This is a genomic window from Streptomyces sp. DF42 (assembly GCF_058267695.1).
In genome coordinates, this window is the sequence record NZ_CM177859.1 from 5,490,673 (window position 1) to 5,505,428 (window position 14,756).

The following is a 14,756-nucleotide window of genomic DNA, read 5'->3' on the forward strand; positions in this document are numbered from 1 at the left end:
TCGTCTGCGGGGCCGACTCCTGCCGTCTGTCGTCCGCCGCCCGCCGTCGTCTGCCGGTCTGCAGCCGTCGTCGTCTGCCGCCATCCGGTCTGCCGCCGCCACCCGTTGTCTGCGGGGCCGCCACCCGTTGTCTGCGGGGCCGACTCCCGTCGTCGTCCGCCGGTTGCCTCCCGTCGTCGTCTGCCGGGCCGACTCCCGCCTCCCGCCGGGCCGACCCCCACCGCTCACCGCGTACCGCGACCGCGTACCGCTCACTTCGCGTCGGCATAGCACTCCACCACCGCCGTGGTGAACGGGAACCGTACCGGCGTCTCCCCGAAGGTCAGTCGCCCCGCCAGCTCAGCCGCCTCCCGGATCGCCGTCACCACTGCCTCCGCCTCCCGCTCGGGGCAGTGCACGATCACCTCGTCGTGCTGGAAGAAGACCAGCTCGGCCGCCATGTCCGCGCAGGCCTGGCGCAGTGCGGCGAGCAGCAGCAGGGCCCAGTCGGCAGCGCTGCCCTGGACGACGAAGTTGCGGGCGAAGCGGCCGCGGGCGCGGGCGTTGGTGGAGGCGTAGCCCGGCACCCAGTCGGTCCCGGCGGGGGTCTCGGCCGGTTCGTCCTGCGGGATGCCCGCCTCCTCCGCCGCTTCGTCGCCCGCCCCGGCGGCGGGCGGGCAGGTCCGCCCCAGCCAGGTCCGCACGAGCCGTCCCTCCTCGCCCGCGCGCGCCGCGTCGTCGACGTACGCCACCGCCCTGGGGAAGCGGCGTCTGAGCGCGGCGAGGTTCTTCAGGCCGTCGCCGGAGGTCTGGCCGTAGACCGCGCCCAGTACGGCGAGCTTGGCCTGGGCTCGGTCGCCGGAGAAGGCCCGGTCGGAGACGGACTGGTAGAGGTCGCTCTCGCGGCCGGCCACCTCCATGAGCCCCGGGTCGCGGGAGATCGCCGCGAGTACACGTGGCTCCATCTGATCGGCGTCCGCGACGACGAGCCGCCAGCCGGGGTCGGCGACGGCGGCCCGCCGGATCACCTTGGGGATCTGCAGCGCGCCCCCACCGTTGGTGACCCACCTGCCCGTGACGGTCCCGCCCGCGAGGAACTCGGGTCTGAACCGGCCGTCGCGCACCCAGTCCTGCAGCCAGGACCAGCCGTGAGCGACCCAGATCCGGTACAGCTTCTTGTACTCCAGCAGCGGCTTCACAGCCGGGTGGTCTACGGACTCGATCTCCCAGCGCCGGGTCGACCTGACCTTGATCCCGGCCCGCGCGAACGCCTTGATGACGTCGGCGGGCAGATCCGGCCGGACGCGGCGCCCGAAGGCGGTGGACACCTCGTCGGCCAGTTCGGCGAGGCGGCGGGGCTCGCCACCGCCCGCGTACCGCTCGCCGAGGAGTTCGTTCAGCAGCCGGCGGTGCACGTCGGCGCTCCACGGCAGTCCCGCCCGGTTCATCTCGGCGGCGATCAGCATGCCCGCCGACTCGGCCGCGGTCAGCAGCCGCATCCGGTCGGGGTGCGCGGTGGCGTCGTGCCGGCGCTGCTGCTCGGCATACACCTCGGCCAGGTCGGGCAGCGGCACATGGACGGTCTGCGGTTCGAAGAGCGGGGACTGCGCGCCGGGCTCGGCGGAGCGCTGCGGCGGGTCGGGCGGTACGGGGCCACCGCGCAGCCGGGCCAGGGCGGCCGCCGCCGAGTGGGGCTCCCCGTACCGTCCCTCGTGGCCGAGCAGGAGGGTCTCGGCGTCCTCGATGTCGTAGCACCGCTCCACCCGCACCCCCGTGGCGAGCAGGCGCGGATAGACCTCTGCGGTGGAACGCCACACCCAGCGCGCGACCTCGGGCCGCACCCGCACGGCCGTGGCGAGGTCGGGCTCCCAGCGGACCGGTCCGGCGAGCAGCCCGTCCGGACCGAGGGGGGCGATCTCCACGCCACCGTCCTCGGCCGGAGCGAGCGCCCAGCGATCGGTCATGACGGCGAGTGTCGCAGGGGGGTCTGACAACGGCCTCCGCAGGCGGCGGCCTCAGCCCTCCTCGCCCGGGATCTTCAGATAGCCCGCGAGCGCCTTGGCGAGATCGGTCTCCACCGGTTCCTTCGCCAGACCGAGGCCGGCCAGCACTCCGGACCCATTCTCGAACTCCAGCAGGGCCAGCAGGATGTGCTCGGTGCCGACGTAGTTGTGCCCGAGGCGCAGGGCCTCGCGGAAGGTGAGTTCCAGGACCTTCTTGGCGTCGGAGGCGTACGGGACGAGCTCCGGGACCTCCTCGGCGGCCGGCGGGAGCGTGGCGGCCGCCGCCTCGCGCACGGAGTCGAGGGAGACGCCCTGCTGGACGATCGCCTTGGCGGCCAGGCCCTCCGGTTCGGCGAGCAGGCCGAGGGCCAGATGCGCGGGCAGGACCTCGGTGTTGCCGGTGGTCTTGGCCTGGTTGTGGGCGGTCATCACCACGTTGCGGGCGCGCGGCGTGTAGCGGCCGAAGCCCTGGTTCGGGTCGAGGGCGGTCGACTCCTTGGGCACGAACCGCTTCTGCGCGGCCTGCCGGGTGACGCCCATGCTCTGGCCGATGTCCGTCCAGGAGGCGCCGGACCGCCGGGCCTGGTCCACGAAGTGACCGATCAGGTGGTCGGCCACTTCACCGAGGTGATCGGCGGCGATGACCGCGTCCTGGAGTTGGTCGAGGGGTTCGGAGTGAACCTTCTTGATGGCTGCGATGAGGTCGTCGAGACGTACGGACGACGTGGTCGGATTCGTCGACATGTGTCAACCCTAGGTTGACAGGGCTAGGGGTGTCAACCCTCGGTTGACAACAGTTACCGCCTCACGCGCGTGCCGCTGCCTCGGTTGCCGCACGAACACCGCGCAGGCCACGCCGAACGCTGCCCGAATCGCGGGGAGCGAGACCAGCCCGGGAGAACGCGACGTCAGGCCGACCAGTCCAGTCGGATGCCGCTCCTCGCCGCCGGCGCCGCAACTCCCGCTGGGCGGTGAGCCGTTCGGCCTCCGTCGACGACGGCCGCCGGATGGTCTCCTTCAGCTCGGCGCGGCGCACGGCGTGCCGGGCGAATCCCCTTTCGCCCGCTCCGAGGCGCTGATCCCGCGGGCAGGTGGGCGAGGCCCCGATCCGCGACCGGCCGGCCCCGCTTCAATGTCAGTGCCTCGTGGCACGATCGACGAGTGAGCAGCACTGCCTCCAGCACCGTCGAAAGCGCCTTCCGGGCCGCCCTGTACGCCGAGACCGACACCGCCCTCGACGCGGGCGCCTCCCTGCTGGCCGCGCACCCGGCAGCCGACGAAGAACTCACCGACCGCGGCCGGGAGTTCGTGGCGACGGCATGGCGGCGCGGCTGGCAGCCCGCCGACCTCGTCCGGATGGTGCGGCGCGAGCTGGAGGACGTACACGTACGCCTGGCGTCGGCGCTGATCCGCGCGCAGAGGCCCGACGACCGCCCGCGCGGCACCCGCTGGACCGCGCAGCTGGACGAGCTCACCGCCGAAGCGGCCGAAGCCGAGGCCGTAGGCCCGCCACCGCGCACCGACCGCTTCACGCACGCGACGACCGTCCTGGAGCTGTACCGCCTGCTGCTGCGCCTGCCGGCCCTCGAACCCCTCGACGAGCCCACGCGGCAGTCCGGTGCCGGTGCCGACGCCGGTCCGGGATCCGAGTCGCGCATGCTCACCCGTATCCGCGCACTGCTCGCCAAGGCGGAGGCGACCGGCTTCCCCCAGGAGGCGGAGGCACTGTCCGCGAAGGCGCAGGAGCTGATGGCCCGGCACAGCATCGACGAGGCGCTGCTCGCCGCCCGGGCGCCGTCCCCCGACACCCCCGGAGCGTGCCGGATCGGCGTCGAGGCGCCGTACGAGCAGGCGAAGGCGGTGCTGCTGGATGCGGTGGCCACCGCGAACCACTGCCGGGCCGTGTGGAACGAGCCGCTGGGCTTCTCCACCGTCGTCGGCTTCGAGGCGGACCTGGAAGTGGTCGAGCTCCTGTACACCTCGCTCCTCGTGCAGGCCACGACGGCCATGACGAAGGCGGAGACGGCCCAGCGGGCGGGCGGCCGCAGACGCACCAAGACCTTCCGGCAGTCCTTCCTCGCGGCCTACGCCCACCGGATAGGCACGCGCCTGGCTGCGGCGGCCGAGACGCAGGTGACCGACGACCTGCTCCCGGTGCTGGCCTCCCGCGAGGTCGCGGTCACCGCGCACACGGACCGCATGTTCCCGCAGACGACCACGTCCCGCCTGCGCGGGGTGAGCGATGCCGCAGGCTGGACCGAGGGCGCGCAGGCCGCGGACCGGGCGCAAGTGGGCCCCCGGCCACGGCTTCCGTGAATACCCACGGCTTCCGTGAAGACGTACGGGCGTGAGAGGTACGGGCGTCAGTCGCCGGCCTGCTGGAAGGCGGTCACCGAGGCGTTCGGGCTGCTCGCGCCGCCCTTGAGAGCGACGTCGCCGTAGGACCACTTGAAGCTGTGGGCGGCGCTGGAGCCGGGCAGGGTGAACGTCACGGTCTTCACCGCGAGGCTCTTGCTTCCGCCGGCCTCGCCCCGGACGTAGGCGATGGTGAAGGAGGCGGTCGCGTCCTTGGCGAGGGTCAGCTTCTGGGCCTTGGCGGCCTTGTCGGCAGGGACGGTGCTGGAGTCGTCGCCGGCGTGGAGGCCGACACCCGGGAAGCCGTTCAGGGTGCACTTGGAGCCGCGGTTGGTGATCGTGACGGTGACATTGCCGGAGTCCCCGGCGCCCGGGGCCGCGCTCGCGGCAACCTGCACGCCGACGCCGTCGAGCGTGCAGGCGTCACCGGCCTTGCTCTCGCTCGTGCCGCTCTTGCTCGCGTCGCTGCTCGTGCCGCCGTCACCGCCGTTGTCGTCGCAAGCGGTCAGCAGCAGGGCCGCGGCGAGGGCGGCGACGGTGATCGGGGTGGCGCGCATATGGGTCCTCTGATGCTCTGCGGCGTGACGCCGGTGATCGCGTGCATGGATCATCACGCACGCACCCGCAGGGGCGGTTGCCCGCCCCTGCCTGACTACTGTTCGACTACTGTCCGAGGCTCGCCGTGGGCAGCCCCGTCGGCAGGCCGCCGCCCTTCGACTTGGTGTACGTCTCCTTGCCGACACTGCCCGACCAGGTGATCTTCAATGAGCCCTTGGACACGGAGTCGACCATCCCCGTCGCCCGGTCCTTGCTCCCGTCCGTGCAGGTGAGGCGGATCATCTCCATGCTGGCTTCCTTGCCCGCGGTCCCGCTGCACACGGTCCCGCCGGTCGAGAAGAGCCCGGCCTTCTTGTCGGTGATCACCAGCGCCACGGCCTTGCCACCGGTCGTGGCGAGCCAGCTGCCCTGCAGGTCGCCGGACGCGCTCGTCGCCCCGCCCGTGCCACCGCCCGTGTCCGCCGTCGAGGCCGCGGAGGAGGAGGGGCTGGACGAGGAGTCGTCCGTGGAGTCGCGGCCGCTGCACGCGGTCAGTACGAGCGCGCCCGCAAGCCCGGCGGCCGCCGCCGCGATCCGCACCTGCCGGCGCGACACCGCGCGAGAGGGACGCGTGAAGGTCGCCGAAGTCACTGGAAGCTCCCAAGCTGTAGCGGGCGGTGGCCGGTCGCCCGGCCGCGTGGCCGAAACGCCCGCAGCAAGCTACCAGCAGCGACCGCCCGCCCCATGGGGAGCGCCTGTGAGATTTACCAGGAGGACTTGCGCACACCCGGCAGATGTCCGGCGTGCGCCTGTTCCCGCAGCGACACCCGCGACAGCCCGAAGACCCGGAAGTACCCGCGCGGCCGTCCGTCCACCTGGTCGCGGTTGCGTACGCGCGTCGGGCCGGCGTCGCGCGGCTGGCGCCGCAACTCCCGCTGGGCGGCGAGCCGTTCGGCCTCCGTCGACGACGGCCGCCGGATGGTCTCCTTCAGCTCTGCGCGGCGCTCGGCGTGCCGGGCGACGATCTCCCGCCGCTGCTCGTTCTTCGCGATCTTGCGCTGCTTGGCCATCAGACCCGCACCCCCCGGCGCACGGATCCGCGCCACGGCCGCCTCGACGCCGATCGCGTCCACGGTCCTGATCCCCTTCGTGCTCAGCCGCAGCCGCACGTGCCGGCCCTCGCCCGGCAGCCAGTACCGCTTGCTCTAGATGTTGGGGTCGAAGCGGCGGGACGTCCGCCGGTGGGAGCGGGAGATGCGGTTGCCGAAGCCGGGCCGGGCGCCGGTCAGCATGCAGTGCGCGGACATGGGTGTCGTACCTCTCCTGGAGTCACTGTCGCTAATGGAATTCATTTTCAGTAACCCACGGCAACGCTGCGCCCGGCGGGCCGAAATACCGGAACATGTGCGGACGGGGGAACAGGAAGGCCGCGGCGTGCGTCTCTTCCTAGTGTGCGTACGGGGGCGGCCCGGCATGTGATGCGGGCGCCGGGGCAGACGCTGGAGCGGATGTAGAAGCGCGTACGACCATGTCAGGCCTCGTGCGCCACATCTGTAACCGCAGCACCACCCCTCGTGCACGTGCATCTGCTCACGCATCCGCACGTGAACACGGCTATGATCCGGACCAGTTGACCGCTGCATCAATGGCCCCAAGGCCACCGCACCACCGGGGAGCGACCTGTGGACCACGACGTGTACAACGGCATGGCGGCCACGGAGCTGAACGGGGTGGCCTGGCAGAAGAGCCTGCACAGCAACTCGCAGGGATCCTGCGTGGAGTTCGCCAGACTGCCCGGCGGAGACGTGGCCGTCCGCAACTCGCGCTTCCCCGAAGGTCCGGCGCTCGTCTACACGCGCGCCGAGATCGAGGCGATGCTCCTGGGCGTCAAGGACGGCGAGTTCGACCACCTCGTGGTGGGCTGACGCTCGGCCGAGCCCGAGTCAGGGCCCGAGCCCGAGTCAGGGCCCGAGGCAACTCGGGGCAATCGGTGCCTTGTGCGGCGTAACGCGCGTAGAACCCCGGCGTCAGTGGACGCCGGGGTTCGTCATTGCGCGGGCAGCGGCTGAGACGCGTGCGGCAGCCGGAACAGCGCCCAGACGACCTTGCCGCCGAGCGTGCCGGCCATCGGGTGCCAGCCCCAGCTGTCGGCGAAGGAGTCGACGAGGAACAGGCCGCGGCCCGACTCGGCGGAGAAGTCGTCCGCCTTCCGGGCGACCGGGCTCGCGTGGCTCGGGTCGCGTACCGCGCACACCAGTCGCTCGGTCCAGCGCATCAGGTGCAGACGCACGGGCGGGGTCTGCTCCGCCGTACACAGGCTGCCCGCCGGCAGGCCGTGCCGCAGGGAGTTGGTGACCAGCTCGGAGACCACCAGACAGACATCGTCGAAGCGGTCGCCCGTGTCCCACTGGTCGAGGGTTCTGCGGGTGAAGCGTCTTGCCTCGCGCACTGCTTCGTAGCGGGCGGGAAGGGCGCAGGATGCGGCGTTGGACACGGCTGCGGGATCCAGCGGCGGAAGGCCCTGCCGTAACGGCTCGAGCATGGTCGATCCATTCGTCCCCATGCGAGGCACTCCCCGGTGTTCGCGGTCGTTGCGATGCAGCGGTTGCGCGGGACCATGGTTTCGGATGCGCGGTGCAGATGCAAGGTGCAGATGCACGTGCACGTGACCGAATTGGACGTTCCCGTACCGCTTCTTGGTCATTTTTTCCGCCATCTTCTCTCCCTCTCCTTCCCAACTCCTTCCCGCTTCCTGGGCGGAATCTTCGACTTCCTCTCTTCTCTGTAATCGGACGAGTACTGCTCGGAGTGTTTTAGTGGCAGACTTCGGCCCCTGAAGGCGGTGGGGAGGCTGGCGAACGTGAGCGTGGGAGAGCCCGGATCGGTGGTGCGGCGTATGCTGCTCGGCTCGCAACTCAGGCGGCTGCGCGAAGCGCGCGGCATCACCCGCGAGGCGGCGGGCTACTCGATCCGCGCGTCCGAGTCGAAGATCAGCCGGATGGAACTGGGCCGGGTGAGCTTCAAGACGCGTGATGTCGAAGACCTGTTGACGCTGTACGGCATCACGGACGAGCAGGAGCGCACCCAGCTCCTGTCCCTCGCCCGCGAGGCCAACGTCGCGGGCTGGTGGCACAGTTACTCGGACGTGCTGCCGAGCTGGTTCCCCACCTATGTGGGCCTGGAGGGCGCGGCGCATCTGATCCGGGCCTACGAGGTGCAGTTCGTGCACGGCCTGCTGCAGACCGAGGCGTATGCACGTGCGGTCGTGCGGCGAGGGATGAGGGGGGCGAGCCCCGCCGACATCGAGAAGCGTGTGGAGCTGCGCCTGGAGCGGCAGAAGAACCTCGTCTCCGAGCATGCGCCCGACTTCCACGTCATCCTGGACGAGGCCGCCCTGCGCCGCCCGTACGGCGACCGCGAGGTGATGCGCGGTCAGCTCCAGCACCTGATCGAGATCTCGGCACGACCGAACGTACGGCTGCAGATCATGCCGTTCGGCTTCGGCGGTCACTCGGGCGAAAGCGGCGCGTTCACGATCCTCAGCTTCCCGGAGTCCGACCTGTCGGACGTCGTCTATCTGGAGCAGCTCACCAGTGCGCTCTATCTGGACAAGCAAGAGGACGTCGGCCAGTACGAGAAGGCGCTGAAGGAGCTCCAGCAGGACAGCCCCGGGCCGGACGAGAGCCGCGACCTTCTTCGAGGCCTCCTCCAGCTCTCCTAGGGTTCTCCCCACAACTTCGCTCTCAGTCCCCAACCCGCTTGCGGCGCCCGTACGATGACGTGTGATCAGACCGTGACGTTGATCGTGTCTGCTAGCGATTTGGGGATCACATGTCGTCGTACTTCACCGACCTGGCTCAGCAGTACATCGACGGTGAGTGGCGCCCGGGCACGGGATCCTGGGACATCATCGACTTCAATCCGTACGACGGCGAGAAGCTGGCGTCGATCACGATAGCCACGGTCGACGAGGTCGACGATGCGTACCAGGCGGCGGCCCGCGCCCAGAAGCAGTGGGCGAAGATCAACCCGTACGCCCGCCGCGCGGTGTTCGAGAAGGCGCTGCGGCTGATCGAGGAGCGCGAGCAGGAGATCACCGAGCTGATCATCGCCGAGCTCGGTGGCACCCGTCTGAAGGCCGGCTTCGAACTCCACCTCGCCAAGGAGTTCCTGCGCGAGTCGATCCAGTGGGCGCTGCGCCCCGAGGGCAAGATCCTCCCGTCGCCGGTGGACGGCAAGGAGAACCGCCTCTACCGCGTCCCGGTCGGCGTGGTGGGCGTCATCAGCCCCTTCAACTTCCCCTTCCTGCTGTCGATCAAGTCGGTCGCCCCGGCCCTGGCCCTCGGCAACGGCGTGGTGCTCAAGCCCCACCAGAACACCCCGATCACCGGCGGCTCCCTGGTCGCGAAGATCTTCGAGGACGCGGGGCTCCCGGGCGGTCTGCTCAACGTCGTCATCACGGACATAGCGGAGATCGGCGACGCCTTCATCGAGCACCCGATCGTGAAGGTCATCTCCTTCACCGGCTCCGACAAGGTCGGCCGCCACGTGGCCACCGTCTGCGCCTCGCACTTCAAGCGCTCGGTCCTCGAACTCGGCGGCAACAGCGCGATCGTGGTCCTCGACGACGCCGACATCGACTACGCGGTCGACGCGGCGGTCTTCAGCCGGTACGTCCATCAGGGCCAGGTCTGCATGGCCGCCAACCGCGTCCTGGTCGACCGTGCGATCGCCGACGAGTTCACGGAGAAGTTCGTCGCCAAGGTGAAGACCCTCAAGGCGGGCGACCCGCGCGACCCGCAGACCGTCATCGGCCCGGTCATCAACTCCTCGCAGGCGGACGCTCTTTCGGGTGTCGTCGAGCAGGCGGTCGCCGAGGGTGCGACGGCCCTGCTGCGCGGCACGACCACCGACAACCTGGTCGAGCCCTCGGTCCTCACCGGCGTCCCCGCCGACTCGGCCCTGCTGCGGCAGGAGGTCTTCGGCCCGGTCGTCTTCCTCATCCCCTTCGACGGCGAGGAGGAGGCCGTACGCCTCGCCAACGACACGCCGTACGGCCTGAGCGGCGCCGTCCACACGGGCGACGTGGAGCGGGGTGTCGCCTTCGCCAAGCAGATCGACACCGGCATGTTCCACGTGAACGACGGCACCGTGCACGACGAGCCCCTCGTGCCCTTCGGCGGCGAGAAGAGCTCCGGTCTGGGCCGGCTGAACGGCGAGACGACCATCGAATCCTTCACCACCCTGAAGTGGATCTCGGTGCAGCACGGCAGGAGCGGGTTCCCGTTCTAGTGCCCACTGGTTCTTCGTGATCTTCCGGTCTTCGTGACCGCGGCGCGCCATTGAGGACAGAGTCTGACCTAAATCGCCCGTAGCTTCGTCGGTGTCAGGCAGGGGGACGGACTTCCTGCCACCGGCGAAAGGCGGCGGTCATGGTCACTCACGTACTGGTCGAGGAGCGGGGCGACGAGCGGGGGGCGCTGCTGTCCTTCCTGGCGGAACAGCGCGGCGGCATCCGCCGGGCGGTGCTCGGGCTGACGGACGAGCAGGCCTCGTCCCGCCCCAGCGTCAGTGAGCTGTCCCTGGCGGGTCTGGTGAAGCACGTCGCGGAGACCGAGCAGGGCTGGGTGGCCCGCGCGCGGGGCGAGTCGCCGGCCGTGCACCGTGATCCGTCGAACTGGCACGAGTGCTTCGCGCTCCTCGACGGTGAGACCGTCGAGTCGCAGCTCGCGTACTGGGAGAAGGTCGCCGCCGAGACCGAGGCCTGGATCCGCTCGGTGCCGAGCCTGGACGACACCTTCCCGCTCCCGGACCAGCCCTGGTTCCCGCCGGAGGGGCGCGTCTCCATGCGCTGGCTGTGCCTGCATCTGATCCGCGAGACCGCCCGGCATGCCGGGCACGCCGACATCATCCGGGAGTCCCTGGACGGGAAGACGGCGTTCGAGCTGGTGGCGCTCGCCGAAGAGTGAGGCCGTACGAGGCCATAACCTGGACCGCATGTCAACTATCCGTCTCCTCGTGCTGGGCGCGGTCCGCCAGCACGGGCGGGCCCACGGCTACCAGGTGCGGAGCGACCTGGAGTACTGGGGGGCGCACGAGTGGTCCAACGCCAAGCCAGGCTCGATCTACCACGCCCTGAAGCAGCTGGCGAAGCAGGGGTTGCTGCACGCGCACGAGATCGCGCCGTCCACGGCCGGCGGGCCGCCGCGCACGGAGTACGAGATCACCGACTGGGGTACCGAGGAGTTCCTCCGGCTGCTGCGCGAGGCGCTGACCTCCTACGACCAGAAGATGGACGTGAAGTCGGCGGCCATCGGCTTCATGGTCGACCTGCCGCGTGCCGAGGTGGTGGCCCTGCTGAAGGAGCGGGTCCGGCGCAGCGAGGAGTGGCGAGGGGCCGTCACCGAGCACTACGTGCCGGAGGGCGGCCCCGAACAGCTCGGCCACATCGGCGAGATCATGAACCTCTGGGTGCATACGGCCGATGCCGAGGCCGCGTGGACCGAGGGGCTGATCGGCCGGATCGAGGGCGGGGCGTACACGTTCGCGGGGGAGGGCGAGCCGTTCGTCGGCGTGCTGGCCGAGGGAGACGAGAACCCGTACGCCACGGGGGAGCGCCATCCCGGGGACGACCACTAATCAAGTTTGACCAATCGCCTCGGCGGCGTTACTTTCGAGCGGTAGACAAGTTTGACTAACGAGGGAGTGGCAGTGGCCGACGCGGCGATCACCGTCGACGGAGCACGCAAGAGGTACGGCGAGAAACACGCACTGGACGGGCTGGACCTCACCGTCGCCCGCGGCACGGTGCAGGCAGTCCTGGGCCCGAACGGCGCGGGCAAGACAACCCTGGTCCGCATCCTGTCCACCCTGCTCGCGCCCGACGCGGGCCGCATCGAGGTGGCCGGCCACGACGTCATGGCCGAGGGCCGGGCGGTGCGGCTGCGCATCGGCCTGCTCGGCCAGCACGCGGCCCTCGACGAGGAGCTGAGCGGCCGGCAGAACCTGGAGATGTTCGGCCGCCTGTACCACCTGGGCGGCCGCCCCGCGCGCGTGCGGGCCGGCGAACTCCTGGAGCGCTTCGGCCTCACCGACACCGGCCGCAAGCCGGTGCGCGCCTACAGCGGCGGCATGCGGCGCCGCCTGGATCTGGCCGCCTCGCTGATCAGGGACCCGGAGGTGCTGTTCCTGGACGAGCCGACGACCGGCCTCGATCCGCGCGGCCGCGCCGAGGTGTGGGCGTCGGTCCGCGCCCTGGCCGGTGGCGGTACGACGGTCCTGCTCACCACCCAGTACCTGGAGGAGGCGGACCAGCTCGCCGACCGCATCTCGGTTGTCGACGCCGGCCGGGTGATCGCCGACGGCACGGCGGACGCCCTCAAGGCGGCCACCGGCGGCGACCGCATCGACGTGGTGCTGCGCGACGCGGGTCAACTGGGCGCGGCGGTCGCGCTGTTGCCGGTGGAGAAGGCCGAGATCTCGGTCGACCCGGACCGCCGGCTGCTCAGTGCCCCCGTCACCGACCGTATGGCGGCGCTCTCCGGCGTCGTACGCGCCCTGGAGGACGCCGGTATCGAGGCCGAGGACGTCGGTCTGCGCCGGCCCACGCTCGACGAGGTGTTCCTGCACCTGACGGGACCGACGGGACCTGTGCAGCGGGACGACCGCACGAAGGAGGCCGCCGCATGAGCAGCGCCTACGCACTGACCGACTGCTGGACCATGACCCGCCGCGAACTCGACCACTGGGCACGGCAGCCCGTGCAGGTGCTCGTCGGCCTGGTCTTCCCCGTGATGCTGCTGCTGATGTTCGGGTACCTGATGGGCGGCGGACGCGGAGTGGCCGGCGGCTATGTGGACTACCTGGTGCCTGGCATGCTCGCGCTCACCATGGCCTTCGGCCTGGAGGGCACGATGCTCAACGTCACCCAGGATCTCAACAAGGGTGTCGTGGACCGCTTCCGCTCGCTGCCGATGGCCAACGGCGCGATCCTGGTGGGGCGTTCGGCCGCCGACATGCTCCAGTCGGCCGTCGGCCGTCGGCCGTCGGCCTCGCGGTCCTCGTCGGTGTCGGGCACGCCCTCGGCTGGCGCGTGCACGGCTCCCCGGCCGCGTTCCTGGGCGCGATGGGCCTGTTGCTGCTCCTCCGGTTCGCCATGCTGTGGATCGGCATCCAGCTCGCCCTGGTCGCCGGGAAGCCCGAGCTGGTGCAGGCCGTGCAGATCCTGGTCTGGCCGGTCGGTTTCCTCTCCAACGCGATCGCCACGCCCGGCTCGATGCCCGGCTGGCTCGGCACGGTCGTCGAGTGGAACCCGATGTCCCAGACCACGACGGCCGTACGGGACCTGCTGGGCGGCCCCGGCGGGGAGCCGGGGCATGTGTGGGCGGCCGTCTGCTGGCCGCTGGGGCTGCTGGCGGTGTTCTTCCCGCTCGCCCTGCGGCGGTTCGCGCGCCTCGGTCGATAGCGCGTCAGTGGTGGAAGCCGGTGGCCGTGCCCTTGTCCCCGGTGAACGGGTACGGCTGACGGCGCAGTTCCGGCAGCAGCCGTGTCAGGTCCTCCACGAACAGGTCGGCGAGGTCCGTCGAGAAGCCGTTGCGGCACACCACCCGCAGCACGGACAGGTCCTGCCGGTTCGGCGGGAAGGTGTACGCGGGCACCAGCCAGCCGCTCTCCCGCATCCGCCGGGACACGTCGAAGACGTCGTACGAATCCACGCCCTCGGCCGTCGTGAAGGCGAAGACGGGCAGTTCTTCGCCCCGGGTCAGCAGCCGGAAGTCGCCGAGCGCCTCGACGCGTTCGGCGATGCCCACGGCCACGTCCCGCGTCGTCTGCTGCACGGCCCGGAAGCCCTCGCGGCCCAGTCGCAGGAACGTGTAGTACTGCGCGACGACCTGGGCGCCGGGGCGCGAGAAGTTGAGGGCGAAGGTCGGCATGTCGCCGCCCAGGTAGTTGACGCGGAAGACGAGGTCCTCGGGCAGCGCCTCCTTGTCACGCCACAGCGCCCAGCCGACGCCCGGGTAGACCAGTCCGTACTTGTGCCCCGAGGTGTTGATGGACGCCACGCGCGGGAGGCGGAAGTCCCAGACCACGTCCGGGTCGAGGAAGGGGGCGACCATGCCGCCGGACGCGCCGTCCACGTGCACCGGGATGTCCAGGCCGGTGCGCTCCTGGAGGGCGTCGAGCGCCGCGCACAGGTCCGCGATGGGCTCGTAGGAGCCGTCGAAGGTCGAGCCGAGGATGCCGACGACCCCGATGGTGTTCTCGTCGCACAGGTCGGCGGCGGCCTGCGGATCGAGGTGGAAGCGGTCCCCGTCCATGGGCACCTGGCGGGCCTCCACCTCCCAGAAGTTGCAGAACTTGTCCCAGCACACCTGGACGTTGACGCCCATCACCAGGTTGGGCCGCGCCCCCGGGGTGGGGTTCCGCTTGCTCCAGCGGCGCTTGAGCGCCATCCCGGCGAGCATGCACGCCTCGCTGGAGCCGGTCGTCGAACAGCCCACTGCCGTCGACGGATCGGGCGCGTTCCACAGGTCGGCGAGCATCGCCACACACCGCTGCTCCAGCTCGGCGGTGCGCGGGTACTCGTCCTTGTCGATCATGTTCTTGTCCCGGCACTCCGCCATCAGGACGCCGGCCTGCGGCTCCATCCAGGTGGTCACGAACGTGGCGAGATTCAGCCGTGCGTTGCCGTCCAGCATCAGCTCGTCGTGCACCAGCTGATACGCCGTCATCGGAGGCATGGCCGCGTCCGGGAGCCGGTGCCTGGGTGGCGCGTCGGTCATGCCGGCGACCGGGTTGGCCTCCCCGAAGAAGGGATTGACCGACACCGGGCGCTCGTCGCGCTTCTGGGGGCCCTTGTGGAGTGCCATGACCTTGTCTCCT

15 protein-coding genes and 2 pseudogenes are annotated in these 14,756 nt (G+C 70.7%); 8 read left to right on the top strand and 9 right to left on the bottom strand.

Going from position 1 to position 14,756, the window contains the following annotated elements; all coding sequences use genetic code 11:
- Positions 1-251: 251 nt before the first annotated feature.
- The 3 genes from ACYUED_RS25095 to ACYUED_RS25105 form a co-directional block, all read right to left on the bottom strand.
- Complete coding sequence (locus tag ACYUED_RS25095; protein WP_491285248.1) at positions 252-1,943, bottom strand: bifunctional 3'-5' exonuclease/DNA polymerase; 1,692 nt, start codon at positions 1,941-1,943, stop codon at positions 252-254.
- A 51-nt stretch (positions 1,944-1,994) separates the two neighbouring features.
- Positions 1,995-2,726 carry a Clp protease N-terminal domain-containing protein gene (locus tag ACYUED_RS25100; RefSeq protein ID WP_491285250.1) on the bottom strand — a complete coding sequence of 244 codons (732 nt, stop codon included), beginning with the start codon at positions 2,724-2,726 and terminating at the stop codon, positions 1,995-1,997.
- Positions 2,727-2,787: 61 nt separating this feature from the next.
- A complete protein-coding gene (locus ACYUED_RS25105; protein WP_491294421.1) occupies positions 2,788-3,090 on the bottom strand; it encodes a 30S ribosomal protein S14 in 303 nt (100 codons plus the stop codon).
- A gap of 53 nt (positions 3,091-3,143) precedes the next feature.
- Between ACYUED_RS25105 and ACYUED_RS25110 the strand changes: the two genes are divergently transcribed.
- A complete protein-coding gene (locus ACYUED_RS25110; protein ID WP_491285252.1) occupies positions 3,144-4,298 on the top strand; it encodes a DUF2786 domain-containing protein in 1,155 nt (384 codons plus the stop codon).
- Between the two features lie 47 nt (positions 4,299-4,345).
- Here the strand turns inward: ACYUED_RS25110 and ACYUED_RS25115 are convergent, their stop codons facing one another.
- The 4 genes and pseudogenes from ACYUED_RS25115 to rpmB form a co-directional block, all read right to left on the bottom strand.
- Positions 4,346-4,894 (bottom strand): DUF4232 domain-containing protein, encoded by a 549-nt coding sequence (locus ACYUED_RS25115; RefSeq protein ID WP_491285254.1) that lies wholly within the window; start codon positions 4,892-4,894, stop codon positions 4,346-4,348.
- Between the two features lie 106 nt (positions 4,895-5,000).
- Entirely contained in the window at positions 5,001-5,525 is a 525-nt protein-coding gene (locus ACYUED_RS25120) for a hypothetical protein (protein ID WP_491285256.1), read from the bottom strand.
- A gap of 113 nt (positions 5,526-5,638) precedes the next feature.
- A complete protein-coding gene (gene rpsN / locus ACYUED_RS25125) occupies positions 5,639-5,944 on the bottom strand; it encodes a 30S ribosomal protein S14 (protein WP_491294422.1) in 306 nt (101 codons plus the stop codon).
- 9 nt (positions 5,945-5,953) lie between these two features.
- Positions 5,954-6,181 (bottom strand): annotated as a pseudogene (gene rpmB / locus ACYUED_RS25130) (50S ribosomal protein L28); the annotation flags it as partial.
- Positions 6,182-6,580: 399 nt separating this feature from the next.
- Here rpmB and ACYUED_RS25135 point away from each other — a divergent pair.
- The gene (locus ACYUED_RS25135; protein ID WP_266520520.1) at positions 6,581-6,799 is read left to right on the top strand and encodes a DUF397 domain-containing protein; all 219 of its coding nucleotides are present in this window, start codon (positions 6,581-6,583) and stop codon (positions 6,797-6,799) included.
- A gap of 122 nt (positions 6,800-6,921) precedes the next feature.
- On the opposite strand, the gene ACYUED_RS25140 is transcribed toward ACYUED_RS25135, so the two are convergent.
- Positions 6,922-7,437: an ATP-binding protein gene (locus ACYUED_RS25140; protein ID WP_491285257.1), complete on the bottom strand. Its 516-nt coding sequence runs from the start codon at positions 7,435-7,437 to the stop codon at positions 6,922-6,924.
- 321 nt (positions 7,438-7,758) lie between these two features.
- Between ACYUED_RS25140 and ACYUED_RS25145 the strand changes: the two genes are divergently transcribed.
- The 6 genes and pseudogenes from ACYUED_RS25145 (at position 7,759) to ACYUED_RS25170 (ending at position 13,338) form a co-directional block, all read left to right on the top strand.
- The gene (locus ACYUED_RS25145) at positions 7,759-8,595 is read left to right on the top strand and encodes a Sco1979 family transcriptional regulator (protein ID WP_491294424.1); all 837 of its coding nucleotides are present in this window, start codon (positions 7,759-7,761) and stop codon (positions 8,593-8,595) included.
- 110 nt (positions 8,596-8,705) lie between these two features.
- Complete coding sequence (locus ACYUED_RS25150) at positions 8,706-10,166, top strand: aldehyde dehydrogenase family protein (RefSeq protein WP_491285258.1); 1,461 nt, start codon at positions 8,706-8,708, stop codon at positions 10,164-10,166.
- A 140-nt stretch (positions 10,167-10,306) separates the two neighbouring features.
- Positions 10,307-10,843 carry a DinB family protein gene (locus tag ACYUED_RS25155; RefSeq protein ID WP_491285260.1) on the top strand — a complete coding sequence of 179 codons (537 nt, stop codon included), beginning with the start codon at positions 10,307-10,309 and terminating at the stop codon, positions 10,841-10,843.
- Between the two features lie 28 nt (positions 10,844-10,871).
- Positions 10,872-11,513: a PadR family transcriptional regulator gene (locus ACYUED_RS25160; RefSeq protein ID WP_491285261.1), complete on the top strand. Its 642-nt coding sequence runs from the start codon at positions 10,872-10,874 to the stop codon at positions 11,511-11,513.
- Between the two features lie 72 nt (positions 11,514-11,585).
- Positions 11,586-12,563, top strand: a complete 978-nt coding sequence (locus ACYUED_RS25165; RefSeq protein ID WP_491285263.1) for an ATP-binding cassette domain-containing protein — start codon at positions 11,586-11,588, stop codon at positions 12,561-12,563.
- Positions 12,560-13,338: pseudogene (locus tag ACYUED_RS25170) on the top strand (ABC transporter permease). The gene ACYUED_RS25165 and the pseudogene ACYUED_RS25170 overlap by 4 nt, the downstream one beginning before the upstream one ends.
- Positions 13,339-13,342: 4 nt before the next feature.
- On the opposite strand, the gene gad reads toward ACYUED_RS25170, so the two are convergent.
- Positions 13,343-14,743 (bottom strand): glutamate decarboxylase, encoded by a 1,401-nt coding sequence (gad, locus tag ACYUED_RS25175; protein ID WP_491294425.1) that lies wholly within the window; start codon positions 14,741-14,743, stop codon positions 13,343-13,345.
- Positions 14,744-14,756 lie beyond the last annotated feature (13 nt).

What these genes read in the sequence shown, in the direction of transcription:
- ACYUED_RS25095 (WP_491285248.1), bottom strand. Translation starts at nt 1,943, where the DNA reads ATGACCGATCGCTGGGCGCTCGCTCCGGCCGAGGACGGTGGCGTGGAG.
- ACYUED_RS25100 (WP_491285250.1), bottom strand. Translation starts at nt 2,726, where the DNA reads ATGTCGACGAATCCGACCACGTCGTCCGTACGTCTCGACGACCTCATC.
- ACYUED_RS25115 (WP_491285254.1), bottom strand. Translation starts at nt 4,894, where the DNA reads ATGCGCGCCACCCCGATCACCGTCGCCGCCCTCGCCGCGGCCCTGCTG.
- rpsN (WP_491294422.1), bottom strand. Translation starts at nt 5,944, where the DNA reads ATGGCCAAGCAGCGCAAGATCGCGAAGAACGAGCAGCGGCGGGAGATC.
- ACYUED_RS25135 (WP_266520520.1), top strand. Translation starts at nt 6,581, where the DNA reads ATGGCGGCCACGGAGCTGAACGGGGTGGCCTGGCAGAAGAGCCTGCAC.
- ACYUED_RS25140 (WP_491285257.1), bottom strand. Translation starts at nt 7,437, where the DNA reads ATGGGGACGAATGGATCGACCATGCTCGAGCCGTTACGGCAGGGCCTT.
- ACYUED_RS25150 (WP_491285258.1), top strand. Translation starts at nt 8,706, where the DNA reads ATGTCGTCGTACTTCACCGACCTGGCTCAGCAGTACATCGACGGTGAG.
- ACYUED_RS25155 (WP_491285260.1), top strand. Translation starts at nt 10,307, where the DNA reads ATGGTCACTCACGTACTGGTCGAGGAGCGGGGCGACGAGCGGGGGGCG.
- ACYUED_RS25160 (WP_491285261.1), top strand. Translation starts at nt 10,872, where the DNA reads ATGTCAACTATCCGTCTCCTCGTGCTGGGCGCGGTCCGCCAGCACGGG.
- gad (WP_491294425.1), bottom strand. Translation starts at nt 14,743, where the DNA reads ATGGCACTCCACAAGGGCCCCCAGAAGCGCGACGAGCGCCCGGTGTCG.